At 72.3% G+C, this 25,985-nt stretch carries 23 protein-coding genes; 16 read left to right on the top strand and 7 right to left on the bottom strand.

Annotated features, from left to right (window positions below; genetic code table 11):
- Nucleotides 1-3 precede the first annotated feature (3 nt).
- Nucleotides 4-1,017, bottom strand: coding sequence for an SAM-dependent methyltransferase (locus ASC82_RS25650; protein ID WP_242427782.1), 1,014 nt, complete (start codon nt 1,015-1,017; stop codon nt 4-6).
- Between the two features lie 97 nt (nt 1,018-1,114).
- Between ASC82_RS25650 and ASC82_RS25645 the strand changes: the two genes are divergently transcribed.
- Both ASC82_RS25645 and ASC82_RS25640 read left to right on the top strand, forming a co-directional pair.
- Nucleotides 1,115-2,317, top strand: a complete 1,203-nt coding sequence (locus tag ASC82_RS25645) for a sensor histidine kinase (protein WP_056652675.1) — start codon at nt 1,115-1,117, stop codon at nt 2,315-2,317.
- Between the two features lie 113 nt (nt 2,318-2,430).
- Nucleotides 2,431-3,111: a response regulator transcription factor gene (locus ASC82_RS25640; protein WP_056652672.1), complete on the top strand. Its 681-nt coding sequence runs from the start codon at nt 2,431-2,433 to the stop codon at nt 3,109-3,111.
- A 10-nt stretch (nt 3,112-3,121) separates the two neighbouring features.
- Here the strand turns inward: ASC82_RS25640 and ASC82_RS25635 are convergent, their stop codons facing one another.
- Nucleotides 3,122-4,204, bottom strand: coding sequence for a DUF5937 family protein (locus ASC82_RS25635; protein WP_199862626.1), 1,083 nt, complete (start codon nt 4,202-4,204; stop codon nt 3,122-3,124).
- Nucleotides 4,205-4,357: 153 nt separating this feature from the next.
- Here ASC82_RS25635 and ASC82_RS25630 point away from each other — a divergent pair, with 153 nt between their 5' ends.
- Nucleotides 4,358-4,573: a hypothetical protein gene (locus ASC82_RS25630; protein WP_056652667.1), complete on the top strand. Its 216-nt coding sequence runs from the start codon at nt 4,358-4,360 to the stop codon at nt 4,571-4,573.
- A gap of 33 nt (nt 4,574-4,606) precedes the next feature.
- Here the strand turns inward: ASC82_RS25630 and ASC82_RS25625 are convergent, their stop codons facing one another.
- Complete coding sequence (locus ASC82_RS25625) at nt 4,607-5,836, bottom strand: beta-eliminating lyase-related protein (protein WP_242427781.1); 1,230 nt, start codon at nt 5,834-5,836, stop codon at nt 4,607-4,609.
- A gap of 126 nt (nt 5,837-5,962) precedes the next feature.
- Here ASC82_RS25625 and ASC82_RS25620 point away from each other — a divergent pair, with 126 nt between their 5' ends.
- The 10 genes from ASC82_RS25620 (at nt 5,963) to ASC82_RS25575 (ending at nt 14,312) form a co-directional block, all read left to right on the top strand.
- Nucleotides 5,963-6,940: a DUF2520 domain-containing protein gene (locus ASC82_RS25620; RefSeq protein WP_024759658.1), complete on the top strand. Its 978-nt coding sequence runs from the start codon at nt 5,963-5,965 to the stop codon at nt 6,938-6,940.
- Nucleotides 6,937-8,016: a pantoate--beta-alanine ligase gene (gene panC / locus ASC82_RS25615; protein WP_079039480.1), complete on the top strand. Its 1,080-nt coding sequence runs from the start codon at nt 6,937-6,939 to the stop codon at nt 8,014-8,016. The genes ASC82_RS25620 and panC overlap by 4 nt, the downstream gene beginning before the upstream one ends.
- Complete coding sequence (locus tag ASC82_RS25610; protein ID WP_056652664.1) at nt 8,013-9,707, top strand: L-aspartate oxidase; 1,695 nt, start codon at nt 8,013-8,015, stop codon at nt 9,705-9,707. The genes panC and ASC82_RS25610 overlap by 4 nt, the downstream gene beginning before the upstream one ends.
- The gene (gene nadC / locus ASC82_RS25605; protein ID WP_056652661.1) at nt 9,708-10,730 is read left to right on the top strand and encodes a carboxylating nicotinate-nucleotide diphosphorylase; all 1,023 of its coding nucleotides are present in this window, start codon (nt 9,708-9,710) and stop codon (nt 10,728-10,730) included. It begins immediately after the preceding gene.
- A complete protein-coding gene (locus ASC82_RS25600; protein ID WP_056652658.1) occupies nt 10,730-11,536 on the top strand; it encodes a type III pantothenate kinase in 807 nt (268 codons plus the stop codon). Before nadC ends, ASC82_RS25600 begins: the two co-directional genes overlap by 1 nt.
- Before the next feature lie 118 nt (nt 11,537-11,654).
- Nucleotides 11,655-12,257, top strand: a complete 603-nt coding sequence (locus ASC82_RS25595; protein ID WP_056652655.1) for a hypothetical protein — start codon at nt 11,655-11,657, stop codon at nt 12,255-12,257.
- Between the two features lie 14 nt (nt 12,258-12,271).
- A complete protein-coding gene (locus tag ASC82_RS25590) occupies nt 12,272-12,451 on the top strand; it encodes a hypothetical protein (RefSeq protein ID WP_024757556.1) in 180 nt (59 codons plus the stop codon).
- A 283-nt stretch (nt 12,452-12,734) separates the two neighbouring features.
- The gene (locus ASC82_RS25585) at nt 12,735-13,268 is read left to right on the top strand and encodes a BlaI/MecI/CopY family transcriptional regulator (RefSeq protein ID WP_079039478.1); all 534 of its coding nucleotides are present in this window, start codon (nt 12,735-12,737) and stop codon (nt 13,266-13,268) included.
- A 9-nt stretch (nt 13,269-13,277) separates the two neighbouring features.
- Nucleotides 13,278-13,823, top strand: coding sequence for an amino-acid N-acetyltransferase (locus ASC82_RS25580; protein WP_056652653.1), 546 nt, complete (start codon nt 13,278-13,280; stop codon nt 13,821-13,823).
- A gap of 156 nt (nt 13,824-13,979) precedes the next feature.
- Nucleotides 13,980-14,312, top strand: coding sequence for an Lsr2 family protein (locus tag ASC82_RS25575; protein ID WP_056652651.1), 333 nt, complete (start codon nt 13,980-13,982; stop codon nt 14,310-14,312).
- Here the strand turns inward: ASC82_RS25575 and ASC82_RS25570 are convergent.
- A complete protein-coding gene (locus ASC82_RS25570) occupies nt 14,291-14,899 on the bottom strand; it encodes an SCO3374 family protein (RefSeq protein ID WP_056652648.1) in 609 nt (202 codons plus the stop codon). The genes ASC82_RS25575 and ASC82_RS25570 overlap by 22 nt on opposite strands.
- 473 nt (nt 14,900-15,372) lie before the next feature.
- Here ASC82_RS25570 and ASC82_RS25565 point away from each other — a divergent pair, with 473 nt between their 5' ends.
- Complete coding sequence (locus tag ASC82_RS25565; RefSeq protein ID WP_056652645.1) at nt 15,373-17,895, top strand: ATP-dependent Clp protease ATP-binding subunit; 2,523 nt, start codon at nt 15,373-15,375, stop codon at nt 17,893-17,895.
- Nucleotides 17,896-17,963: 68 nt separating this feature from the next.
- On the opposite strand, the gene ASC82_RS25560 is transcribed toward ASC82_RS25565, so the two are convergent.
- Nucleotides 17,964-20,975: an NACHT domain-containing protein gene (locus tag ASC82_RS25560; protein WP_056652642.1), complete on the bottom strand. Its 3,012-nt coding sequence runs from the start codon at nt 20,973-20,975 to the stop codon at nt 17,964-17,966.
- A 475-nt stretch (nt 20,976-21,450) separates the two neighbouring features.
- Here ASC82_RS25560 and ASC82_RS25555 point away from each other — a divergent pair, with 475 nt between their 5' ends.
- Nucleotides 21,451-22,185, top strand: coding sequence for a M23 family metallopeptidase (locus tag ASC82_RS25555; RefSeq protein ID WP_056652640.1), 735 nt, complete (start codon nt 21,451-21,453; stop codon nt 22,183-22,185).
- Between the two features lie 13 nt (nt 22,186-22,198).
- Here ASC82_RS25555 and ASC82_RS25550 read toward each other — a convergent pair whose 3' ends face one another.
- Complete coding sequence (locus ASC82_RS25550; RefSeq protein WP_056652638.1) at nt 22,199-22,762, bottom strand: TetR/AcrR family transcriptional regulator; 564 nt, start codon at nt 22,760-22,762, stop codon at nt 22,199-22,201.
- Nucleotides 22,763-22,858: 96 nt separating this feature from the next.
- Here ASC82_RS25550 and ASC82_RS25545 point away from each other — a divergent pair, with 96 nt between their 5' ends.
- Entirely contained in the window at nt 22,859-24,442 is a 1,584-nt protein-coding gene (locus ASC82_RS25545; RefSeq protein ID WP_056652636.1) for an MDR family MFS transporter, read from the top strand.
- A 76-nt stretch (nt 24,443-24,518) separates the two neighbouring features.
- Here the strand turns inward: ASC82_RS25545 and cseC are convergent, their stop codons facing one another.
- On the bottom strand, nt 24,519-25,883 hold the full coding sequence (cseC, locus tag ASC82_RS25540; protein ID WP_056654211.1) for a two-component system sensor histidine kinase CseC: 1,365 nt from the start codon (nt 25,881-25,883) through the stop codon (nt 24,519-24,521).
- Nucleotides 25,884-25,985 lie beyond the last annotated feature (102 nt).

Genomic DNA, 25,985 nt, shown 5'->3' with positions numbered 1-25,985 from the left:
GGTTCACCCGGTGGCGGGCGGAACCTTCTGCGTCAGCCAGTGGAAATCGCCCAGGCCGCCGCGGGCGGTCAGCTCGGCGGCCTCGCCGGCGGAGGCGAGCGCGCGGACGTATCCGGCGGGATCGGTCGAGGCGAGGGAGAGCGGCGGCCGGCCCCCGGACACCCCGAGCCGGTGCAGGGCCTCCCGCTGCGTGACCAGCTCGGCAGCGGCTTCCCCGCCCGCCTCCCGGCCGGCCTCCGCGCACGCGTCCACCGCCACGTGGGCCGTCACGTCGCAGCTGCCGTCCGGGACCGGCGGCACCTCGCGGCCGGCCCTGAAGCCGGTCAGCGTGCCGAAGGGCGGCCGGGAGTCCCGTAGGTGCGCGTAGTCGACGGCCACCGCGCGGCCCGCCGCGAGCGAGCCCACCGCCGCCGCCCACGCCTCGTCCCGGGGGCGCCCGATCTCGGCCCGCGCGCCGGGCTCCCGCAGCGGCCACCAGCGGGCCAGCCACTCCGCGTCCGGGCCCGCGACGGGCGCGCCGAGCCGCTCCGCACCGTCGGCGCGGACCTCCACGTACCGGGCGACGCCCGCCGCGTCCGCCTCGGCCACGTCCACCGGCACGTTGTCCAGCCACTCGTTCGCGAAGAGGAGCCCGCGCACGCTCGCCGACCCCGGCAGCCGGTCCGTCCAGGTGATCCGCGGGTCGAGCCCCGCCGGGCGGGCGGCGCGCTCGACCGCGTACGCCCGCACCACGAGGTCCGTACGGGCGGTCGCCGCGAGCACCGCCGTGAGCAGCTCGCCCCGGCCCGCGCCCACGTCCACCAGCGCGACCTCGGGCGTCCCCAGCTCCTCGGCGACCTCGCCGAGCAGCCGGGCCACGGCCCCCGCGAAGAGCGGCGACGCGTGGACCGAGGTGCGGAAGTGCCCCGCGGGACCCTCGGGGCGCCGATAGAAGCCTCCCGGGCCGTACAGCGCCCGTTCCGTGGCCTCGCGCCACCCCTGCCACTGACACGTCTCACCCGTCACGTCATCCGTCACGGGCCCCAGTCTCCACCTCGGGGAGTACGGGCCCGTCACCAAGGATCGACCCCACGGTTGATCCCTGCACCATCTCGCTGTCCCTACTCTGGGTGACGTGCAGCGCCTCTACGACTTCATCCGCAGACACCCGACGGGCGTCGACACCTTCTGGGCCGTCGTCCTCCTCGGGTTCTCCTTGTTGTGGGTGGCGACGACCTACCCGGGGGTCGACCGGCCCGTCGCCTACGGGGTCGTCTCCGCGCTCTTCTCCCTGGTCGTGGCCCTGCGCCGGCGTGCCCCCGAGAAGATGCTGCTCCTCACGGTCGGCCTCGGCGTCTTCCAGCTCGTCTTCGGCATGATGCCGTTCCTGGCCGACTTCGCCATGCTGGTGATCATCTTCACCGTCGCGGCGCACGACGGACCCCGCTGGGCCTCCCGCCTCGCCCTCGTCGGCGGACTCTCCGCCTCCACGCTCTCGCAGCTGAGCTGGAACACGGAGAACCTCACCTCCGTCGCGGCCCAGATCTTCTTCACGGTCATCATGACCGTGCCGTTCGCGCTCGCCTGGGTCCTCGGCGACTCGCTCCGCACCCGCCGCGCCTACTTCGCGCAGCTGGAGGAGCGGGCCTCCCGCCTGGAGAAGGAGCGCGAGGCGCAGGCCAAGGTCGCGGTCGCCGCCGAGCGGGCCCGGATCGCCCGCGAGCTGCACGACGTCGTCGCGCACAACGTCTCGGTGATGGTCGTCCAGGCCGACGGCGCCGCCTACGTCATGGACTCCTCCCCGGAGACCGCCAAGCAGGCCCTGGAGACGATCTCCACCACCGGCCGGCAGGCCCTCGCCGAGATGCGCCGCCTCCTCGGCATCCTGCGCACCGGGGAGCACCAGGAGGCCGGCGAGTACGTGCCGCAGCCCGACGTGGGCCAGATCGAGGACCTCGTCGAGCAGGTCCGCGGCGCCGGACTCACCGTCGACTTCGCGATCGAGGGGAGCCCGCGCCCGCTGCCCAGCGGCGTCGAGCTCACCGCGTACCGGATCGTGCAGGAGGCCCTCACCAACACGCGCAAGCACGGCGGGCCGGACGTCGGCGCGAGCGTCCGCCTCGTCTACTTCGACGACGGCCTCGGGCTGCTCGTCGAGGACGACGGTCGCGGCGCACCGCAGGAGATGTACGAGGACGGCGGCGCCGACGGGCGCGGTCATGGTCTGATCGGCATGCGCGAGCGGGTCGGCATGGTCGGCGGCACGCTGGACGCGGGGCCGCGCCCCGGCGGCGGCTTCCGCATCAGCGCGCTGCTTCCGCTCAAGCCGGCCCACTGACGACGATCTCCCGCTCGCCGACGACCGTCCACCGCTCGCCGACGACGATCCATTGACGCCTTCCGACGGCGCTCTTCCGACGACCTTCCGACGATCTTTAAGGAACTGACCTCATGTCCATCCGCGTGATGCTCGTCGACGACCAGGTGCTGCTGCGCACCGGTTTCCGCATGGTGCTCGCCGCCCAGCCGGACATGGAGGTCGTGGCGGAGGCCGGTGACGGTGTGGAGGCGCTGGAGGTCCTGCGGTCCACGGCGGTCGACGTCGTCCTGATGGACGTGCGCATGCCGAAGCTGGACGGGGTGGAGACGACCCGGCGGATCTGCTCGCAGCCGGGCGCGCCGAAGGTGCTGATCCTGACGACCTTCGACCTCGACGAGTACGCGTTCTCGGGGCTGAAGGCGGGCGCGAGCGGCTTCATGCTGAAGGACGTGCCGCCGGCGGAGCTGCTCGGCGCGATCCGCTCGGTGCACAGCGGCGACGCGGTCGTGGCGCCGTCGACGACCCGGCGGCTGCTCGACCGCTTCTCGCCGATGCTGCCGTCGACGGGCAAGGAGACGCGGGCCGTCGACAGCGCGCTCGCGCGGCTCACGGACCGGGAGCGCGAGGTGATGATGCTCGTCGCGCAGGGCCTGTCGAACGGCGAGATCGCCGCCCGGCTCGTCCTCTCGGAGGCGACCGTGAAGACCCACGTGGGCCGGATCCTGACCAAGCTGGGCCTGCGCGACCGGGTCCAGGTCGTCGTCCTCGCGTACGAGTCGGGCCTGGTCCGCGCGGGCGGCGGCGCCGCGTAGCGTCCCGGTCCTAGCGCAGCACGCTCTCCAGGAAGTCGCTGCCGAGCCGGGCGACGGCGGTCACGTCGAGCTGGTGCAGGACGTACCGGCCGCGGCGCTGCGTGATGACGAGGCCGGCCTTCTTCAGGACGGCGACGTGGCGGGACACCTCGGGGGCGGTGATGCCGTGCGAGTCGGCCAGCTCGCCCGTCGAGTACGAGCCCCGGGCGAGGCTGCGGCACAGCCGCATCCGCATCGGGTGCGCGATCGCTTCCAGGCGCAGCTTGACGGCCTGGGTCGCGGCGGCGTCGCCGAGGTCGCGGGTGGGCACGGGGTACTGGACGACCGGCTGCCAGCCGGGGGTGTGCAGGGCGACGAGGTGCGGCCAGCCGAAGGCGGTCGGCAGGAACGTCACGCCGGAGCCCTCGGCGCTCGTCCGTCCCTGGAGCAGCTTGTCGGCGACGATCCGGGAGCCCTGCTCGTCCTCCTCCAGGACCATCGCGGCCGAGGCGGCGGTGACGGCCTCGGCGAGGCCCTTGCGGCGCATCAGCTCGGTCTTGTGGCGGGCGTCGGCGGCGAGCTGCACGCAGACGCGGCGCCAGGTGTCGGCGAAGAAGGCCTCGTCGCAGTCCTCCAGGAGCCGTCGGATCCACGCGCGCGTGCCGGGCGGGTCGGCGAGCATCCGCTCCACGAAGGCGACCTGCCGGGGCCCGCGCGCGGCGGCCAGGTCGAGGGCGCGGCGGCGCATCCGCTCGTCGACGAGCGGGGACGGCGCACCGCGCGTGTAGTGGCTGGCGCAGGAGATCTCCAGGGCCGAGCCCACGTACTTCTCGTCGTCCATGCGATCGAGGTCGTCCAGCTCCTCCGCGAGGGTCCCCCGGGGGTGCGGCGGCAGGAGGATGTCCGCGCGCGTGGAGCGCCACATGAAGTCGGCCTCGTGGAGCCGGTCCGCGAGCTCGGGCTTGAGGGCGGCGGCGGTCGTGGTCGTCCAGGCGTGCAGCCGGGGGTGGTGCGCCGGCTCGGCCAGGGCGTGCAGGGCGGCGCCCAGCTCGGCCAGGGGCGAGGGGCAGAAGGCGATGCGCTCCTGCGGCAGTCCGGTGATGTCGATCGTCACGCTCACGCCCCCATGGTGCGGGGTGCGGTGGGGGTGGTGTCGCGCCGTTTGACGAGTGCCGTCAATCGGCGGGCGGGTCGGCCCGGGAGCGCCGTTTGACGGGAGCCGTCAAGTGGCGCGCCAGGGCGCCGGGGCGCGGCGCACGGTGAGGCCATGAACGCGCTGCATCAGTACCTCTTCGACACGTACCGCGCCGCCCGGCTCGGCGACCCGATGCCCCCGGCGCCCGGCACCCACGACGTCGCCGTGGTGCGGTCGGTCGTCGACCGCCGCCGCTTCGAGCGGGTAGTGGCGGGCCGCCCGGCGCGCGGCCCGCTCCGCACGGCTCTGCACCGATGGCTGCGCCGGTCCCGTCCCCGCTCGTGCTGACGGGCCCGCCGGCTCTCTGACGGGCCCGCCGGCTCACTCCTCGATCCGGGACAGGAAGTCCCGTACCGCCGCCCGTACGTCCGCCGCCGTCCACTCGAGCCCCGGCCCCGCCACCGTCAGCTCCGTCACGGCGACCCCCGGCGGGCCGCCCGCGCCCGGGCCGAACCAGCGGCGGAAGAGGGCGGTTCCGGTGGCCTCGGTCTGCGCGACGGCCGCGGCCGTCAGGGCCTCGGGGGCGTACGGGAGCCAGACCTGGAACTGGTGGGTGTGCGGGACCTCCGGGTGGACCCGGAACCAGCCCACGCCCGCCTTCGCGAGCTCCTCCCGCAGCGCTTCGGCCACCACGCGCGCGTGCCGCACGTACGAGGGCAGCCGGGGCAGCTCGACGGCGAGGCCCCGGAGCGCGGAGAGCGCCGCCGGGTACTGCTGGGCGACCAGCCCGCCGTACCGGTGCCGCCAGACCCGGGCCTCCTCCATGACGTCCTCGGGACCCGCGAGCGCGGCCCCGGACATGCCGCCGAGGGACTTGTAGAACGAGACGTACACGCTGTCGGCGAGCCCCGCGATCTCCGCGAGCCCGCGGCCGAAAGCCGTCGTGCACTCCCACAGGCGCGCGCCGTCGAAGTGGACCACCGCGTCCCGCTCCCGGGCGGCCTCGACGACCTCCGTCAGCTCCTCCCAGGAGGGCAGGACGAAGCCGGCGTCGCGCAGCGGCAGCTCCAGCATCAGCGTCCCGAAGGGCTCCGGGTGGTCGCGCACCTCCTGGGCCGTCGGCAGCCGCGGCTCGTCGGTCGGGTGGACCGTGCGGAGCCCGGAGACCGCCGCCAGCGCCCCGCCCTCGTGGACCTCGGGGTGGGCGAGCGGGTGGAGGGCGACGACGGGGCTGCCGGTGCGCCCGGCCCAGCAGCGCAGCGCGACCTGCTGGGCCATCGTGCCGGTCGGGAAGAACACGGCGGCGGGCAGGCCGAGCTCCTCGGCCACGCGCCGCTCGACCTCCTCCACCGGCCCGTTGCCGTACATGTCGACGGGGGTGTCCCCGTGGCCGGCGAGCTCCGTCCAGTCGGCGAGCTCGCGCAGCCGCTGTCCGACCGTGCCGTCGACGGAGGTGCCCCACAGCTTCCGCTCGGCGTCGCCCCAGAGCTTCGCCCGGTACAGCCGGGCCGCTTCCTCGTCCACGGGATCCGTGTCGGTGTCCATGTCCGTGTCCATGTCCGTGCCCATGCCCGTGTCCGTGTCCGCGTTCAGGTCCGTGTTCCTGTCCATGGGGCGATCATCACACCGCCGCCCACACCCTGTGGACAGCCACGGAGCCGACGCGAAACGCTGGCGTAGCATGACCAGAAATCGTCCGGTACCCGCCGAGGACTGGAACGGAAGGCCGTCCCCACCGTGAACGCACCCACAGCGCCAGAGCCCCGACCGGAGCCCCGCCCCGAGGACCGGCCCGCCCGGCTCACCGTCGGAGTCGTCGGCGCGGGCCGCGTGGGCCCCGCCCTCGCCGCCTCGCTCCGGCTCGCGGGCCACCGCCCCGTCGCCGTCTCGGCGGTCTCCGACCGCTCCCGGCGCCGCGCCGCCGAGCTCCTGCCCGACGTCCCCGTCGTCGAGCCCGCCCGCGTCCTCGCCCTCGCCGACCTGGTCCTCCTGACGGTCCCGGACGACGCCCTGCCGGGTCTGGTCGAGGGCCTCGCCGACACCGGAGCCGTACGGCCGGGACAGCTGCTCGTGCACACCTCCGGGCGGTACGGGGTACGGGTCCTCGACCCCGTCCGCCGGGCCGGCGCCCTCCCGCTCGCCCTGCACCCCGCGATGACCTTCACCGGCACGCCCGTGGACGTCCAGCGGCTGGCCGGCTGCTCCTTCGGGGTGACCGCGCCCGAGGAGCTGCGGCTCGCGGCCGAGGCCCTGGTGATCGAGATGGGCGGCGAGCCCGAGTGGATCGCCGAGGACGCCCGGCCGCTCTACCACGCGGCCCTCGCCCTCGGCGCGAACCACCTGGTCACCCTGGTGGCCCAGTCGATGGAGCTGCTCCGCAAGGCCGGCGTCGCCGCACCCGACCGCATGCTCGGCCCGCTCCTCGGCGCCGCCCTGGACAACGCGCTGCGGTCCGGGGACGCGGCCCTCACCGGACCCGTCGCGCGCGGTGACGCCGGTACGGTCGCCGCCCACGTCGCCGAGCTGCGCAAGCACGCGCCCGGCACCGTCGCCGGCTACCTGGCGATGGCCCGCACGACCGCCGACCGGGCGCTCGCGCACGGCCTGCTCAAGCCCGAGCTGGCCGAGGACCTGCTGGGCGTACTCGCCGCCGACAGCACCACCGCCGCCGACGGGCCGCAAGGAGCCGCCGGGCCGCAAGGAGACGACCGATGACCCTGTTCGCCCGCACGAGCGCCACGAGCGCCGAGGGCGGCCGGCCCGTCCGCCACCGGCCGGCCGAGCTGGTGCCCACGGTCGAGGACCTCCGGGACGCCGCGGCCCACCACGGCCGGCCCGGCCGCAACGCCGTCGTCATGACGATGGGCGCCCTCCACGAAGGCCACGCCACCCTGATCCGTACCGCCCGCGAGCGCGTCGGAGCCCAGGGCTTCGTCGTCGTCACCGTCTTCGTGAACCCGCTCCAGTTCGGCGCGGGCGAGGACCTCGACCGCTACCCCCGCACCCTCGAAGCCGACCTGGAGCTGGCCTTCGACGCGGGCGCGAGCGTCGTCTTCGCCCCCTCCGCCGACGAGGTCTACCCCGGCGGCGAGCCCCAGGTCCGGATCACCGCGGGCCCCATGGGCGAGCGCCTCGAAGGCGCCTCCCGGCCCGGCCACTTCGACGGCATGCTGACCGTCGTCGCGAAGCTCCTCCACCTGACCTCGCCCGACCTGGCCTTCTTCGGACAGAAGGACGCCCAGCAGCTGGCCCTGATCCGGCGCATGGCCCGCGACCTGAACTTCCCGGTCGAGATCGTCGGCGTCGAGACCGTCCGCGAGACCGACGGCCTCGCCCTCTCCAGCCGCAACCGCTACCTGTCGGCCGAGGAGCGCCGTACCGCCCTCGCGCTGTCCGGCGCGCTGTTCGCCGGCCGCGAGCGGCTCGCCGCCCAGGAGGCGCTGCGCGCGCGTGCCGCCTCCCTGCCGGGCGCCCAGGGCCGGGCCGAGACCCGCGCGGAGGCGCTCTCGCGGCTCGGCGAGGCCCGGGCCGCCGCCGACGCCCACGCGGTCGCGCAGGCGGCCGAGGGCGGTGCCGCAGAGGCCGTCAGGGCAGCCGCCCGCGCCGTCCTCGACGAGGCGGCGAAGGCCGAGCCGCCGCTCACCCTCGACTACCTGGCCCTCGTCGACCCGGCCGACTTCACCGAGGTCGCCGGCGACCACGACGGCGAGGCGGTCCTCGCCGTCGCCGCGCGGGTGGGGACCACGCGGCTCATCGACAACATCCCCCTGACCTTCGGAGCCACCAAGTGACCGGAATACGGCTGCACGCGCCCGCACCGGGCTGGGCCATCGACGCCGATGTCGTCGTGGTCGGCTCCGGCGTCGCGGGCCTCACCGCCGCCCTGCGCTGCACCGCCGCCGGGCTCCGTACCGTCGTCGTCACCAAGGCCCGGCTCGACGACGGCTCCACCCGCTGGGCACAGGGCGGCATCGCCGCCGCGCTCGGCGAGGGCGACAGCCCCGAGCAGCACCTCGACGACACGCTCGTCGCCGGAGCGGGCCTCTGCGACGAGGAGGCCGTGCGGCTGCTCGTCACCGAGGGCCCGGCCGCCGTCCGCCGCCTCATCGCGACCGGCGCCGACTTCGACAAGACCGCCGAGGGCGAGATCGCGCTGACCCGCGAGGGCGGCCACCACCGCCGCCGGATCGCGCACGCAGGCGGCGACGCGACCGGCGCCGAGATCTCCCGCGCCCTGGTCGAGGCGATACGGGACGGGGGCGTGCGCTTCATCGAGCACGCGCTCGTCCTGGACCTCCTCACCGACGCCGAGGGCCGTACGGCCGGGGTGACCCTGCACGTCATGGGCGAGGGCCAGCACGACGGCGTCGGAGCCGTCCACGCCCCCGCCGTGGTCCTCGCCACCGGCGGCATGGGCCAGGTCTTCTCCGCCACCACCAACCCCGCGGTCTCCACCGGCGACGGCGTCGCGCTCGCGCTGCGCGCCGGGGCCGAGGTCTCCGACCTGGAGTTCGTGCAGTTCCACCCGACGGTGCTCTTCCTCGGCGCCGACTCCGAGGGCCAGCAGCCGCTGGTCTCCGAGGCGGTCCGGGGCGAGGGCGCGCACCTGGTCGACGCCGACGGGATCCGCTTCATGCTCGGGCAGCACGAGCTGGCCGAGCTCGCGCCCCGCGACATCGTCGCCAAGGCGATCACGCGCCGGATGCTGGAGCAGGGCACCGAGCACATGTACCTCGACGCCCGTCACTTCGGCGCCGAGATGTGGGCGGAGCGCTTCCCCACGATCCTGGCCGCCTGCCGCCTCCACGGCATCGACCCGGTGACCGAGCCGATCCCGGTCGCCCCCGCCGCGCACTACGCCTCCGGCGGCATCCGCACGGACCTGCGCGGCCGGACCACGGTCCCCGGCCTGTACGCGTGCGGCGAGGTCGCCTGCACCGGCGTCCACGGCGCCAACCGGCTCGCCTCGAACTCGCTCCTGGAGGGCCTGGTCTTCGCCGAGCGGATCGCCGAGGAGATCACGGCCGCCGCCCCGCGCGTGCCCGGCGCCCCGGTGCCGCACCCGGCCCCGGTGACCCTGCCGCTGCCGGTGGCGGGCGCCCGGACCCGGATCCAGCGGGTCATGACGGCCGGCGCCGGGGTGCTCCGCTCCGAGCGCAGCCTGCGGGAGGCCGCCGAGGCCCTCGACGCACTGCACAGCGACGCCCTGGCGGGCGGCACGGACGACACCAAGGCCGCCGAGCCCGGCGTGGAGTCCTGGGAGACCACCAACCTGCTGTGCGTCGCCCGGGTCCTGGTCGCCGCCGCCCGCCGCCGCGAGGAGACCCGCGGCTGCCACTGGCGCGAGGACCACCCCGAGCGGGACGACACGGCCTGGCACCGGCACCTCGTCGTCCGGCTCACCCCGGAGCGGACCCTCGACGTCCGCACCACCGACACCCCCGACTTTCCCCCGACCCTCGACGCCCCCAGGGAGCCGTAAGTGACCACGCCCGAGGAAGCCCGTCCCGAGCCCGTGGACGTCCCTCTGATCCAGATCAGCGCCCCCTCCGCGGCCCCCGAGGCCGGCGGCTGCGGCGACGGCTGCGCCTGCGGCGAGGGCGAGGAGTTCGAGTGCGGGCTCGACCCCGCGCTCGCCGAGCTCCTCGCGGACGCCGGCCTCGACCCCGTACAGGTCGAGGACATCGCCCACCTCGCGATCGCCGAGGACCTCGACGGCGGCGTCGACGTGACGACCGTGGCGACGGTCCCCGAGGACGCCGTCGCGACCGCCGACTTCACCGCCCGCGAGGCCGGTGTCGTCGCCGGCCTGCGGGTCGCCGAGGCCGTCCTGTCCATCGTGTGCGCCGACGAGTTCGAGGTCGAGCGGCACGTCGAGGACGGCGCGCGCGTCGAGGCCGGGCAGACGCTCCTCAGCGTCACCGCCCGCACCCGCGACCTGCTCACCGGCGAGCGCAGCGCGCTCAACATCCTCTGCCGCCTCTCCGGCATCGCCACCGCCACGCGCGCGTGGGCGGACGCCCTGGAGGGCACGAAGGCCAAGGTCCGCGACACCCGCAAGACGACCCCGGGGCTGCGCGCCCTGGAGAAGTACGCGGTCCGCTGCGGCGGCGGCGTCAACCACCGCATGTCGCTCTCCGACGCGGCCCTCGTGAAGGACAACCACGTGGTCGCGGCCGGCGGCGTCGCCGAGGCCTTCAAGGCCGTGCGGGAGCTCTTCCCCGAGGTGCCGATCGAGGTCGAGGTCGACACGCTGCACCAGGTCCACGAGGTCCTGGACGCGGGCGCCGACCTGATCCTGCTCGACAACTTCACCCCGGCCGAGACCGCGGAGGCCGTCGAGCTGGTCGCGGGCCGCGCCGTCCTGGAGTCCTCGGGCCGGCTGACCCTGGAGAACGCCGCGGCGTACGCGGCGACCGGCGTCGACTACCTGGCGGTCGGCGGGCTCACGCACTCCTCCCCGATCCTCGACATCGGCCTCGACCTGCGCGAGGCGGCCGTCTGATGCTGCTCACCATCGACGTCGGCAACACCCAGACGGTCCTCGGCCTCTTCGACGGCGAGGAGGTCATCGAGCACTGGCGCATTTCCACGGACCCGCGCCGGACCGCCGACGAGTGGGCGGTCCTGCTCCAGGGCCTCATGGGCATGCACCCGCTGCTCGGCGTCGAGCTGAGCGACGGCATCGAGGGGATCGCCATCTGCGCGACGGTCCCCTCGGTGCTGCACGAGCTGCGCGAGGTGACCCGCCGGTACTACGGGGACGTGCCGGCGGTGCTGGTGGAGCCGGGCGTCAAGACGGGCGTCCCGGTCATCACCGACAACCCGAAGGAGGTCGGCGCGGACCGCGTGATCAACGCGGCCGCGGCGGTCGAGCTGTACGGCGGTCCGGCGATCGTCGTCGACTTCGGCACGGCGACGACGTACGACGCGGTCACCGCGCGCGGCGAGTACGCGGGCGGGGCCATCGCGCCGGGCATCGAGATCTCGGTCGAGGCGCTCGGCGTGAAGGGGGCCATGCTCCGCAAGATCGAGCTGGCCCGCCCGCGGAACGTGATCGGCAAGAACACCGTCGAGGCGATGCAGTCGGGCATCATCTACGGCTACGCGGGCCAGGTCGACGGCGTGGTGGCGCGGATGAAGCGCGAGCTCGTCGGCCCGCAGGGCGACCCCTCCGACGTGACGGTGATCGCGACGGGCGGTCTGGCCCCGATGGTCCTCGGCGAGTCGACGGAGATCGACGAGCACGAGCCCTGGCTGACCCTGATCGGCCTGCGGCTGGTGTACGAACGGAACGTCTCCCGTATGTGAGGCCGGGGCCCGGCCTGGTGGCGATCATTCCGGCGCGCCGGAATGATCGCTAAGAGAAAATTGTCCGATTAGCGCGTATCGTCGGCCCATGCCCACGCCATACGGATCTCGCGGCGGCATGGCATTCAGTGCGGACGAGCTGCGTGTGCTCCGACGCGCCCTTGCCATCGCCCTCCACCCTGCCCCCCTCCAGGACGAGGACGTCCAGGACTGCCTGCGCCTGGCCGAATCCGTGGACGAGGCGGTACGCGAGGCCGGCCGGCTGCGCGCCTTCCTCCTCGACGACCTGGCCCGCTACCGCGACGCCCTCCCCGGGTCGCTCGCCGGCTATCTGGGGCTCCTCCGGGACGCCCTGACCGCCGGGTACGACCCCGGGGTCGACGACCTCGCGGCCCTGCGCGCCCTGCGCGCCAACCCGGCCGCCGCCGAGCTGCTCGCGCGCTGCCGGATCCTCGCCGAGCGCTCCGTACGCGCCCGGCTCGCCCGGGTCTCCCAGGCGACGGGCTCCACCGCCCCCGCGGTCCCCGTCGGTGCGGCCATCGCGCCCCGGACACGGCTGCTCGCCCTCCCCGGCGGACGCGGGGCGGCCGGCGAGCCGAAGCCGAACCCGCCGTCCGGTCCCGCCCCCGGTGACCGCCCGGTGCCCAAGCCCTCCGAGGTGTTCCCGCCGCGCCGGAGGCCCGTACCCCCGCCCCCGCCCGAGGAGCGGGTCGCCGGATAGCTAGGCTGGACGCCATGGACTACGTATCCGCGCTCCTGCCCCCCGTCGTGATGGCCGCTTTCTTCATCGGCCTCGTCGTCACGATCGTCAAGAGCCAGGGCGGCCCGAACAAGGCCAAGGAGGATGCGGTCGTCGACGCCGCGCTCGCCCGCGCCGAGGCGGCCCGCCAGGCGGACGGCACCGCCACCTCCTAGGGGGTGTCTTGCCGATCAGGCCGGGCTCGCGGCGTCTGACACCGCGCCTCGCCGCGTTGTCGTCGGTCGCCAACGCTCCGCGTTGACTCCCTCCTCCGCCTTGCGATCCACGGCGCCAGACGCCGCTCCCTGATCCGGCCTGACCGACAAGACACCCCCTGGGCCCCGCGCCCAGGAACCCGCACCACCGGGACGTGCGACCTTTCGAGGTCGTGCGTCCTTTTTGTTGTGTTTCTCCCGGTAAATAGCCGCTTGTCAACCCTTTGCGAACTATGGTGGCACTGTGCCCCGTCCATTGGGAGAGCTTGAGGACGCCGTCATGACGCGCGTCTGGCAATGGAACCGACCGGTGACCGTCCGGGAAGTTCTGGAAGACCTCCAGCAGGAACGGTCCATCGCCTACACCACCGTCATGACCGTCATGGACAATCTCCATCAGAAGGGCTGGGTGCGCAGGGAAGTCGACGGCCGCGCCTATCGATATACGGCGGTCTCCACCCGCGCCGCCTACTCGGCCGCGCTGATGAACGAGGCCTGGGCCCAGAGCGACAACCCCGCCGCCGCTCTCGTCGCCTTCTTCGGCATGATGTCGCAGGACCAGCGCGAGGCGCTGAACGACGCCATCCGAATCGTGCAGCGCGACAACCCGATCCCCGCCCCGCCGGAAGAGGCCGTGGAAGCCGCGCAGGCCGCAGAGCCCGCGCAGGCCGCGGAGCCCGCGCAGGCCGCGGAGCCCGCGAAAGCAGCAGAGCCCGTAGCGGCGGAAGAGGCCGTGGCCGACAAGGCCGCCGATCGATCAGAGGGCCGGGAGCGATAGCGTCCCCCCATGTCGCCGTCTGCTTCTCCGGCCGCTTCCGCGGCCTCCGCCAAAGCCGTCACCGTACGCAGGGCCCGCACCAGTGATGTCGCCGCGGTCCGCCGGCTCGTCGATCCTTTCGTCCAGCGCGGCATCCTTCTCGACAAGGCGACCGTGACCCTTTACGAGTCCATCCAGGAGTTCTGGGTCGCGGAACGCGACGAGGACGCGGTGGTCGTCGGTTGTGGCGCTCTGCACGTCATGTGGGAAGACCTCGCGGAAGTCCGCACACTCGCCGTCGATCCCGAGTTCAAGGGAGCCGGCGTCGGACATCAGGTGCTGGACAAGTTGTTGCACACCGCCCGATGGCTCGGGGTGCGGCGGGTATTCTGCCTGACCTTCGAAGTCGACTTCTTCGCGAAGCACGGCTTCGTCGAGATCGGCGAGACCCCGGTCGACGGAGATGTCTACAGCGAGCTCCTCCGTTCCTATGACGAGGGAGTCGCCGAGTTCCTCGGTCTCGAACGAGTGAAGCCGAACACCTTGGGCAACAGTCGCATGCTTCTGCACCTGTGACCCGGAACCCCGCGGCGATCCCGAACCGGATCCCTATGTCCGAATCGCGCACGTTTCCCGCGTCGTCGGGGTTCTGAACCTCTCCCAGGGGTTTGTGTTTTTCCGGGAAAAGCGGTTTCCTTTCCGCGTACTGCATTTTCGATGAAAGGAAATCCGGTGGCACAGAAGGTTCAGGTCCTTCTTGTCGACGACCTCGACGGCGTCGAGGCGGACGAGACGGTGACGTTCGCGCTGGACGGCAAGACCTACGAGATCGACCTCACCACCGCCAACGCGGAAAAGCTCCGCGGCCTGCTCGAGCCGTACACCGCGGGCGGTCGTCGTACCGGTGGCCGCACCACGGGCGGTCGCGGAAAGGGCCGTGTCACGGCCGGCAGCCCCGACACCGCGAAGATTCGCGCGTGGGCCAAGGAGAACGGCTACGACGTGAACGACCGCGGTCGTGTGCCCGCCACCGTGAAGGCCGCCTACGAGGACGCGAACCGCTGAGGCGACCGCTGCTGAGGCGCCGGGCCACCGGTCCGGGCACTCAGCAGCCGCACCCGGTGGCACTCCGCCGCGGCGGCGGCCACGAGGCGGACCAGGCAGGGGGCGTCCGCACCGCCCCAGGGCGCGGACCGCAGGGCCGGCAGCGAGGACTCGACCTCGCGGCCCGGCACGGGCGCCCGCAGCCAGACCGCGGCGCCCGGCGCGCCGGAACCGCCCCGCCCCGGGGGAAGGGGCGCGGTCATCCGGCCGTCGGTGCCCAGGATCGCGAGATCCAGTGAGATCCCGCCCCACTCGAGCCAGTCGAGCAGCCCAGGGAGCTCCTCCGCGCTCCCCGCGGCCACGAGCAGCCGCATCCGGCGCCCCATCAGGGCCACCGGACCCGTCGCGGCGCCCATCCGGCGCAGCACGCCCCGGCCGGCCGTGGCGGGCAGCTCCAGGACGTCGAAGCGCAGCCCCGTGACCAGCTGCACCGGGGGGCCGGCCACCGCCGCCCAGCCGAGTTCGTGCTCGTACCACCGCACCAGACCGCCGGCGTCGTCGCCGGTGCCGTCGAGCGGCGAGCGGGGAAACGGGACGGTGAAGGCCATGCCCGGCGCAACTCCCGCGCACCCCTCTTGGTTACGCCCGAGGCCCCGTCCGCGGTGACGTACGGTCCCGTTCCGGATGCGCAAGGTGTCCGTGATGGGGCGTACGGGCGCATTCGGCAGCGCAAGGTTGTTCGCTGGTAGCGGAGGGAACCGGGGTGCGCCGCATGGAGTGTCAGTGCTTACGGGTAAGACATTCCTAGTGGAGAGGGGCGACTCGCGGGCTTCGGCGTCTCACGTTCGCCATCGGCGTACTCAAGGCGCGGCTAACTACTTGGCCTGCGGGAACATCGTCTCGCACCATCGGGTTGGAGCATTTGTCGGTTGTTCGGCGGCAGGTCTCCCCGCGGAAGAGGGGTGATCCGGACGGATGTCGGCAGTTGGAATGAGCGGTCCCCGCTTGCGGGACTAAGCTGCGGAAGGACAGGGAGGGGATCGACCCCTAACTGACTGACCGCTCTGAGGAGCGATTAACGATGTTCGAGAGGTTCACCGACCGCGCGCGGCGGGTTGTCGTCCTGGCTCAGGAAGAAGCCCGGATGCTCAACCACAACTACATCGGCACCGAGCACATCCTTCTGGGCCTTATCCACGAGGGTGAGGGTGTCGCCGCTAAGGCCCTGGAGAGCCTCGGGATTTCGCTCGAGGCGGTCCGCCAGCAGGTGGAGGAGATCATCGGTCAGGGGCAGCAGGCCCCGTCCGGGCACATCCCCTTCACTCCTCGTGCCAAGAAGGTCCTGGAGCTCTCGCTCCGCGAGGCCCTCCAGCTCGGCCACAACTACATCGGCACCGAGCACATCCTGCTCGGCCTGATCCGCGAGGGCGAGGGCGTCGCCGCCCAGGTCCTCGTGAAGCTGGGCGCCGACCTCAACCGGGTGCGGCAGCAGGTCATCCAGCTGCTCTCCGGCTACCAGGGCAAGGAAGCCGCCACGGCCGGCGGCCCTGCCGAGGGCACCCCCTCGACGTCCCTGGTCCTCGACCAGTTCGGCCGGAACCTCACCCAGGCGGCCCGCGAATCCAAGCTCGACCCGGTCATCGGGCGCGAGAAGGAGATCGAGCGGGTCATGCAGGTGCTGTCCCGCCGCACCAAGAACAACCCGGTCCTCATCGGCGAGCCCGGCGTCGGCAAGACCGCCGTCGTCGAGGGCCTGGCGCAGGCCATCGTCAAGGGCGAGGTGCCCGAGACCCTCAAGGACAAGCACCTCTACACCCTGGACCTCGGCGCGCTGGTCGCCGGCTCCCGCTACCGCGGTGACTTCGAGGAGCGCCTGAAGAAGGTCCTCAAGGAGATCCGCACCCGCGGCGACATCATCCTGTTCATCGACGAGCTCCACACCCTCGTGGGTGCGGGTGCCGCCGAGGGCGCGATCGACGCCGCCAGCATCCTCAAGCCGATGCTGGCCCGCGGTGAGCTCCAGACCATCGGTGCCACCACGCTCGACGAGTACCGCAAGTACCTGGAGAAGGACGCGGCCCTCGAGCGCCGCTTCCAGCCCATCCAGGTCGCCGAGCCGTCGCTGCCGCACACCATCGAGATCCTCAAGGGTCTGCGCGACCGGTACGAGGCCCACCACCGGGTCTCCATCACCGACGAGGCCCTCGTCCAGGCCGCGACCCTGGCCGACCGGTACATCTCGGACCGCTTCCTCCCGGACAAGGCGATCGACCTGATCGACGAGGCCGGCTCCCGGATGCGCATCCGCCGGATGACCGCGCCGCCGGACCTCCGCGAGTTCGACGAGAAGATCGCCGGCGTCCGCCGGGACAAGGAGTCCGCGATCGACTCGCAGGACTTCGAGAAGGCCGCCTCTCTCCGTGACAAGGAGAAGCAGCTCCTCGCCGCGAAGGCCAAGCGCGAGAAGGAGTGGAAGGCCGGCGACATGGACGTCGTGGCCGAGGTCGACGGCGAGCTGATCGCCGAGGTCCTCGCGACCGCCACGGGCATCCCGGTCTTCAAGCTGACCGAGGAGGAGTCCAGCCGCCTGCTCCGCATGGAGGACGAGCTCCACAAGCGCGTCATCGGCCAGAAGGACGCCGTCATCGGCCTGTCGCGGGCGATCCGTCGTACGCGTGCCGGTCTGAAGGACCCGAAGCGCCCCGGTGGCTCGTTCATCTTCGCCGGCCCGTCCGGTGTCGGTAAGACCGAGCTTTCGAAGGCCCTCGCCGAATTCCTCTTCGGCGACGAGGACGCGATGATCTCCCTCGACATGTCGGAGTTCAGCGAGAAGCACACGGTTTCCCGTCTCTTCGGTTCGCCGCCCGGATACGTCGGCTACGAAGAGGGCGGCCAGCTCACCGAGAAGGTGCGCCGCAAGCCGTTCTCCGTCGTCCTCTTCGACGAGGTCGAGAAGGCCCACCCCGATATCTTCAATTCCCTTCTCCAGATCCTGGAGGACGGTCGCCTGACCGACTCCCAGGGCCGGGTCGTGGACTTCAAGAACACGGTCATCATCATGACGACCAACCTCGGGACCAGGGACATCTCGAAGGGCTTCAACCTCGGCTTCGCGGCCCAGGGCGACACGAAGTCCAACTACGAGCGGATGAAGGCGAAGGTCAGCGACGAGCTGAAGCAGCACTTCCGCCCCGAGTTCCTCAACCGTGTGGACGACATCATCGTCTTCCCGCAGCTGACGCAGGACGACATCCTCCAGATCGTCGACCTGATGATCGGCCGCGTCGACGAGCGCCTGAAGGACCGGGACATGGGCATCGAGCTCTCCCAGTCCGCGAAGGAGCTGCTCGCCAAGAAGGGCTACGACCCCGTGATGGGCGCCCGGCCGCTGCGCCGGACGATCCAGCGCGAGATCGAGGACACGCTGTCGGAGAAGATCCTCTTCGGCGAGCTGCGCCCCGGTCACATCGTGGTCGTGGACACGGAGGGCGAGGGCGAAGCCCGCACGTTCACCTTCCGCGGCGAGGAGAAGTCGGCCCTGCCCGACGCCCCGCCGATCGAGGCCACGGGCGGCACCGGCCCGAACCTCTCGAAGGACGCGTAAGGCGTAGCGCCTGAGCAAAGGGGCGGCCCCGGAACCTGATGGTTTCGGGGCCGCCCCTTTCGGCGTGCTCAGGTGAGGATGCGCACGGTGGGCGCGAGGTGCTCGGTGCCCGTCAGCTCCAGGCCGTCGGCTTGGAGCACGGCCAGGCCTTCCAGCCCCGCCAGCGAGGCCACGTCCACCTCGTGCCCGGGGTCGAAGAAGAGCGCGAGCTGCCGGAGTCCGGGAAACGACCGCACGACCTTCTCGAACGGCAGCGTCTTCTCGCCGTAGAGGGCGACCACGAGCTCGCTGATCCAGGGGAGGACGGCATCCTCGGGGAGCGATTCGAGATCCACGCTCGTGACGGTGAGGTACCGGACCTGCGTCAGCAGGGTCGCCTCCCGCCAGTCGTGCGCCGTGAGCCCGTGGGCTTCCCAGAGGGTGAGGTAGCGGAGCAGGGAGGCGGAGCGGAGGGCACCGATGCCTTCCTCCGGCCAGGAGCCGAAGGCGAGCATCCGCAGGGGAGCCTCGGAGGGGAGGTCGCTCACGCGCCAGAAAGGGGCGTAGGGGAGCTCCAAGGTCAGCATGTCGAGCCGGGTGAGGCCGGCGAGCGCGGTGAGGTCGGGGTCGTCGTCCTCGCGCGTCAGGGACAGCATGGGCGGGTCGCAGGCGGCCAGGAGGTCGCGCAGCGCCTCCGCCGAGACACCGGCGCCGATATCCAGCCGGTCGGGGGCTATGCCGAGCCGCACCAGCTCGGCCGCCTGACCGTCGTGCACGACGGTGAAGTGGAGATCGGTCGGGTCGATGACGGCGATGACCGCCTCGGCGTACGCGCGGGCGTCGAAGCGCTGCCACCCCCAGACGAGCTGGGAGCGGACGCGGAGCGTGGACCCGCGGGCGAAGCGGGCCAGGTAGGGGATGGCGGCGTCCGAGGGGATGTGCGTCGCGGTGGTCACCGCCATGAGGGCCTCTTCGTCCCCCAGCCCTTCCGGGCCCGGGAGCAGGTCCAGCACGATGCGGCCCACCGTCGCCAGCTCGCGGGCCTCGTCGGCCGTCCGGGGCGGGACCAGCTCCGCCGCGCGGGCCAGCACCTGCTCCCGTACCTCAGGCGTCACCTCGGTCGCGTGGTTCAGCGCGGTCGCCGCCAGGATCAGGAGGCGGAGCTGGTCCCGGCGGTCCTCGGCGTCGTCCGCCGCCTTGAGCAGCTCGCGGAGGATCTCCGCGCACTCGTGGGGGCGGGCGTGGCCCACCGCCATGCGGATGACGTCCTCCCAGGTGTCGTCCGTGGCGTGGTCGATCAGGACGCCGATGTCCCAGTGGTCCACCAGGGCCTTGGCGGCCAGGTAGTCCTGGAAGGTGCGGTGGACGAAATCGATGGTGTCGGCGGTCGGCTCACGGAGCAGGCCGCTGCGGTGGAGGAGGTGGGCGAAGACCCGGTCCGGGGCGTAGGCGGACGCCTCGACCATGGCGGGGACCGCCTCCGCGATGACCGATTCGGCGTGGCCGCGGTCCATCTGGAGCCGGCCGTTCCGTGTGAGCCAGTAGGCGAGCCGCTGGACCAGCTGGATCTGCGGGGCCGCGTCCAGGTCGATCCCGTACGGGTTCTCCATGCCCCGCTCCCGGTCGCGGCGGGACAGGAGCATCGACAGCGCGGACTCGTAGAGCGCCTTGCGGCCCCGGGGCAGGTAGCCGCGCCGGTCGAGATGCAAGGCGCAGACGAGGCCGCACATCAGGGGGTTGGTGGCGAGCTGGGCGACGTGTTCCGTGGTGCGGAGCGCGTCGAGGAGCTGCTGCTCGTACGGCTCCGCCTCGGGCCCGGCGGCCCGGTGCCAGCGGTGTACGAAGGTGGCGACCTCGGTGCGGGACATGGGGGAGAGGGCCAGGTCGGTGAAGCCGTCCCGGGCCAGCCAGTCGTTGCCCACGGCGGTGGGGCGGGCGGTCACGAGCCAGCGGTTGCCCTCGTACGCGCTGAGCAGGTCGCGGAGCCACTCACGGGCCCGGCCGCGCTCGGTCTCGGGAATCTCGTCGATGCCGTCGACGAGGACCAGGCCCCGCCCGGCAGCCAGGACCCGGTCGGCCCAGCCTTCGGGCGCGGTGAGCGGGCAGCCGGCGGCGGAGAGGAAGCGGTCGGGGGCCGGGAGCCGCTCGCCGTGGCGGGTGAGGGTGCGCAGGGGGAGGACGAAGGGGACGCGGCCGTAGAGGTACGCCATGCCGTCCGCGCGGTCGTCCGAGGCGGCGGAGACGGTCAGCCACTGGACGAGGGTGGTCTTGCCCGAGCCGGCCAGGCCCCGTAGGAGGACCTTGTCGTGGCGGGCGAGGACGTGGTCGGCGCGGAGGTGGGTCTTGGCGAGTTCCTGCCGTACGGGAGCGGGGGTCGTCGGCTCGGCGGGTCCCGCCGCCTCAAGGGACAGGTACGCCACGTCCAGCGGCCACTCCTTCGCCGAGTGGTGCAGATCGATGCCGTAGATCGTCAGGCTGCCGTGCTTCCTCGCCAGGTGCGCCAGGTAGCGGCGCTCGAAGGCGGCGTCCTGTGCGGTCGTGGCCGCGGTCCCGGTGAGAAGCGTGTCCACCTTCACGATCAGCTCCGCCTGCCTCCGCGTCTGCTCCACCAGGCTCCGGGCGACGAACGTCGAGCGCTGGGTGAAGAACTCCAGGATGTGGAGGCAGGCCCACTCGGTCATCGACTCCAGGTAGAGGACCGAGTCGGTGGAGAGGCCGTCGGGGGCCGGGGCCGCCGCCCGTAGGCGGCGGGCGAGGTCGCGGTGGCCGAGGCGGACCGCCTGGACGTCGTCCATGTCGAGGTCGCCGAGGGCGAGGAGGACTGTCCCCAGGGTGTGGACGACGGCCTCGCTCTCGTCGGCAGGGAACGGCGCCTCGCCGGGTGCGCCGCCCGAGCGCTCGACGAGGGTGGCGGCGAGCTTCCGGACGTCCTTCTCCGTGAGCGTGCGCTTCTCGCCGCGGAAGGAGACCAGGGAGGAGAGCCGGACGGCGCGGGCCCCGCCCGTCAGCCCGGCCCCTGGACCGTCGCTGACCAGCAATTTCTTCAGCAGTGGGCCGATCGCGGCCGAGGCGAGGCGGGTGCCGATGAGTGCCGGTTCCATGTCTGTCCCCCTGAAGATCCCCGAATCGGCCAGCGTAGTGCGGGACGGCCTTCCGGAGGGCTCGGTTGCGTGACCCAGGTCCCATTCGCGGGCGGCGCCGGGTGACAAGGCGCACAGGCGTTTCGAGGGGTACTAAGTGGAATAGTGGCGACCTTTGCGAGTGATTCGGACGTTTAGGGATCAACCGCCGGGTCTTTAGTCCCGGAGGGTCCCGAACCGGGCAGTGCGTGGCCTTTCGGGCGGTTCCGACCGCCCGCCACGTGCGGATAAACCGCTTCCCTTGTGGCGGTATGTCCGGTTTCAGGAGTTGAAGCCAAGGCCGTCAAGAGCCGATCTCCCCCGGAGATCGCTACGACGCAATGTCGTAGATGGGGTGTTTTGGGCTGGGCGGGGGTCCGGGTTACCAAGGATGAGCAAGCCCGACGCCAAGCACCGTTCGCGTCGGGTCCCGTACTTCCCGGAGGTTTTCCCCCGTATGTCGAAGCGCGTCATGAACCCCGCCGCCCGTATCACCGCCGTTGCTCTCGCCACCGCGGGTCTGGGAGCGTCGCTGGTGGCCGGAGCAGGGTCCGCCTTCGCCGCCGAGGGCAAGGCCGTCGCCCCGGTCGCGGCGACCGCGGCCGCCGCCGTCGCGGCGCAGGCCGAGACCCAGGCCCACGTCGCCGCCCAGGTGAAGGCCGCCGCCGCGAAGGCTGCTGCCGCCAAGACCGCCGCCAAGACCGCCGCCAAGGCCGCCACCAAGACCGTCGCCGTGAAGGCCACGCCCGTGAAGGCCGCCAAGAAGGCGACCCCGTCCTGGGTCAAGCCGGTCGCCTCGTACACCCTGAGCGCCAGCTACAACCAGGGCGGCGCCATGTGGGCCCACAAGCACTCCGGCCAGGACTTCGCCGTCCCGACCGGCACCCCGGTCAAGGCCGCGGGCACCGGCACCGTCGTGAAGGCCGGCCCGAACGGCGGCGGCGACGGCCCCGCGTACGGCAACGCGATCGTCGTCAAGCACGCCAACGGCACGTACTCGCAGTACGCGCACCTCTCGAAGATCAAGGTCAACGTCGGCCAGAAGGTCGCCGCCGGCCAGCAGATCGCCCTTTCGGGCAACACCGGCAACTCCTCCGGTCCCCACCTGCACTTCGAGATCCGCACGACCCCGAACTACGGCTCCTCCGTGAACCCGGCCGCCTTCCTGCGGTCCCACGGCGTCAGCATCTGACCCGAGGAACCCTTCAGCGCGCTCCGTGCGCCTGGGTGAGCAGATCGAGGGCGACCTCGAGGACGGCCGCGCGCTTGTCCTCGGAGTCGCCCTCGACGTTGTCCATGAAGAACATCCCCGCGTGGAGCGTGAAGATCGCGCTCACGCAGCGCACCCGGTCGAGCACGGCGAAGTCGGGCTCCTGGATCAGGCCGCTCAGTTCGAGCATCCGCTCCTTGAAGGTCAGGCCGATGCTCAGCTCGCGGACGGCCGCCTGGTTCTCCTGCATGAAGCGGAACAGCGGGTACGCGCCGATCAGGGACGCCTGGTAGCGGCGGAGGATCTCCTCCCTGACCTCCAGCGTGCGCGGCTGCTCCCGCGCCCAGACGATCAGCTCGTCCACGGGCCTGGTGAGGTCCTGGAAGATGCCGATGATGATGTCTTCCTTGGTCTTGAAGTGGTAGTACAGCGCGGCCTTGGTGACGTCGAGGTGCTCGGCGATCTCGCGCAGCGAGGTCTTCTCGTAGCCCTGCTGGGCGAAGAGTTCGAGGGCCACGTCCTGGATGCGCTGGCGGGTGTTGCCTCGTGCCTGGGCCATGACTGCTCTCGCTCTCCGACTTTACTTACTTGACGACCGGCTAGTTCCGGGTCTACCGTCCCCATCCTAGTAACTAGCCGGGCGGCAAGTAAGGGGATGGCGATGGCGACCACAGAGGCGGGGCAAGCGGTCGAGGGGAAGGCGCCGCCGGCACGCAGCGTCCGCGTCGTCCTCCTCGCCCTGATGATCGCGATGCTGCTCGCGATGCTGGACAACATGATCATCGGCACCGCGATGCCGACCATCGTCGGCGAGCTCGGCGGCCTGGAGCACCTCTCCTGGGTCGTCACCGCCTACACCCTGGCCACCGCCGCCTCCACCCCGCTCTGGGGCAAGGTCGGCGACATGTTCGGACGCAAGGGCGTCTTCCTCACCTCGATCGTGATCTTCCTGATCGGCTCGGCGCTCAGCGGCATGGCCCAGGACATGGGCCAGCTCATCGGCTTCCGCACGATCCAGGGCCTCGGCGCCGGCGGCCTCATGGTCGGCGTCATGGCCATCATCGGCGACCTGATCCCGCCCCGCGAGCGCGGCAAGTACCAGGGCATGATGGCCGGCGTCATGGCCCTCGCCATGATCGGCGGACCGCTCGTCGGCGGCACCATCACCGACCACTGGGGCTGGCGCTGGTCCTTCTACATCAACCTGCCGCTCGGCGCCGTCGCCCTCGCCATGGTCACCACCGTCCTGCACCTGCCGAAGAAGCAGCGGGCCACGGGCACCCGGATCGACTTCCTCGGTGCCGGACTCCTGACCGCCGGCATCACCGCGATCGTCCTCGTCACCACTTGGGGCGGTACGGAGTACGCCTGGAGCTCGGCCACCATCGTCGGCCTCGCCGTCGGCGGAGCCGCCGCTCTCGCCGCCTTCCTGTGGGTGGAGACCAAGGCCGACGACCCGATCGTGCCGCTGCACATCTTCCGCAGCCGCAACTTCACCCTGATGTCCCTGATCGGCTTCATCACCGGCTTCGTGATGTTCGGCGCGGTCCTCTACCTGCCGATCTTCCAGCAGTCCGTCCAGGGCGCCTCGGCGACCAACTCGGGCCTGCTGCTCCTGCCGATGCTGATGGCGATGATGGTCGTCTCGCTGGTCGTCGGCCGGTTCACCACCAGCACCGGCAAGTACAAGATCTTCCCGATCGTCGGCGGCGTCCTCATGACGGCCGGCCTCTTCCTCCTCGCCCAGATGGACACCGGCACCTCGCGGCTGACCTCCGGCGTCTACATGGCCGTCCTCGGTGCCGGCATGGGCTTCCTCATGCAGATCACCATGCTCGTCGCGCAGAACAGCGTCGAGATGAAGGACATGGGCGTCGCCTCCTCCTCCACCACCCTCTTCCGGACGCTCGGCTCCTCCTTCGGCGTCGCGATCATGGGCGCGCTCTTCACGAGCCGCGTCCAGGACGAGATGGCGGCGCGCGGCGGGTCCGGGCTCACGGAGCGGACCGCGCAGCTCGACGCGGCGAGCCTGGCGAAGCTGCCGGAGGACCTGCGCGAGGCCTACCAGTACGCGGTCTCCGTCGGCACCCACTCCGCCTTCGTGGTCGCCGCGGCGGTCTCCGTCCTCGGCTTCGTCCTCGCCCTCTTCGTCAAGGAGGTGGCGCTGCGCGGCGCGGGACCGGCGGAGCCGAAGGCGACGGCGGGCGACGACGCCCCGAAGGTCGCCGAGACGGTCTGACGTTCGCGTGTACGACGGTGGGGCCGGTCCCAGTACAGGGGCCGGCCCCACCGTCGTATCCGCTCCGCGGACCGCGTCAGTTCGGCAGCTGTCCCAGCATCGGGAAGCTGCCCGTGTTCGTCGGCGCGTGGTCCGGCAGCCACAGCACCGCGATCGCGCCGCCGACCCCCTCGGGCGCCGCCGCGGAGGCGACGTTCCGGAAGGTCAGCCGGGCGCCGAGGACCCGCGCCTGGCCCGCCGCGATCGTCAGCCCCAGGCCGTGGCCCTGGCCCGCGCGGTCGCTCGTCCCCGTACGGAAGCGGCTCGGGCCCTCCTTGAGGAGCGCCTCGGGGAAGCCCGGACCGTGGTCGCGGACCCGGACGACCCGGCCCTCGACGGTGACCTCCACCGGCGTCTTGCCGTGCTTCGCCGCGTTCGCTAGGAGATTGCCCAGGATCCGTTCGAGGCGGCGCGGGTCGGTGTTCACCCAGGACTCGTGGACGACCCGGACGGCCACGTCCGGATCGAGCGACCGGACCCGCCGCTCCACGAACTCGCCGAGCGCGATCTCCTGGAGCTCGGCCCGCTCCGACGCGCTGTCGAGCCGGGCCACCTCCAGGACGTCCTCGACCAGCGTCCGCATCGCCTGCGCCCGGTCCCGTACGAGCTCGGTCGGACGCCCCGGCGGCAGCAGCTCGGCCGCCGTGAGCAGACCGGTCACCGGGGTGCGGAGCTCGTGCGCGATGTCCGCGGTGACCCGGCGTTCGGCCTGGATGCGTTCGTTCAGGGCGTCGGTGAGGGCGTCGATCGCGCGGGCCAGCTCGTCGGTCTCGTCCCGGACGACCCCGCCGATCGCGTCCCGCACGCGGACGTCCGTGTTGCCCTGGGCGACCCGCCCGGCCGCGGCGGCGGCCTTCCGCAGCCGCCGCGAGAGCTGGCCGCCGATGAGCACGCCGAGCGCGCAGCCGCCGAAGACCACCGAGACCGAGCCGATGACGAGCGCCCGGTCCAGATCGCCCATGATCGCCGCGCTGCGGTCGGCGAAGGGGATGTGCAGCGACAGCACGTCGCCGTTGGCGAGCGGCACCGCGGCCCACACGTCGGGCGGCCCGCCGTGCCGGTGTTCCTGCACGTAGGTGCCGCGCCGCCGGTCCCGCATCAGCTGGTCGAGCTGGGCCGGCAGCGCCGGGTCGTTGATCTTCGTGCCGAAGCGGGGCTCCTTCGGCTTCGAGGTCTCGTACATCCGCTGGGCGAAGAGCAGCCGCTCCATCTGCACCTCGCGCGCGTTGTCGAGCATCGAGATGCGGGCGGCGTTGTGCACGACCACGCTCAGCGTGACCGCGATGAGCGCGCCCACCGCCGCGATGGCGACGGCGATCTTCCAGCGGACGCCGGTGCGCAGGGCGCGCGGCTTGACGGGTCGGAGAGACACCCTGGTCCTAGGGGCTGTCTTGTCGATCATGCCGGGCTCGCGGCGTCTGGCACCGCGCCTCGCCGCGTTGTCGTCACTCGCCATGACTCCGCCATGACTCCCTCCTCCGCCTTGCGATGCACGGCACCGGAC

Source organism: Streptomyces sp. Root431 (assembly GCF_001426585.1).
Classification (GTDB): domain Bacteria; phylum Actinomycetota; class Actinomycetes; order Streptomycetales; family Streptomycetaceae; genus Streptomyces; species Streptomyces stackebrandtii.
The sequence above is the reverse complement of the archived record's forward strand: the minus strand, read 5'-3'. Positions and strand labels throughout refer to the sequence as shown.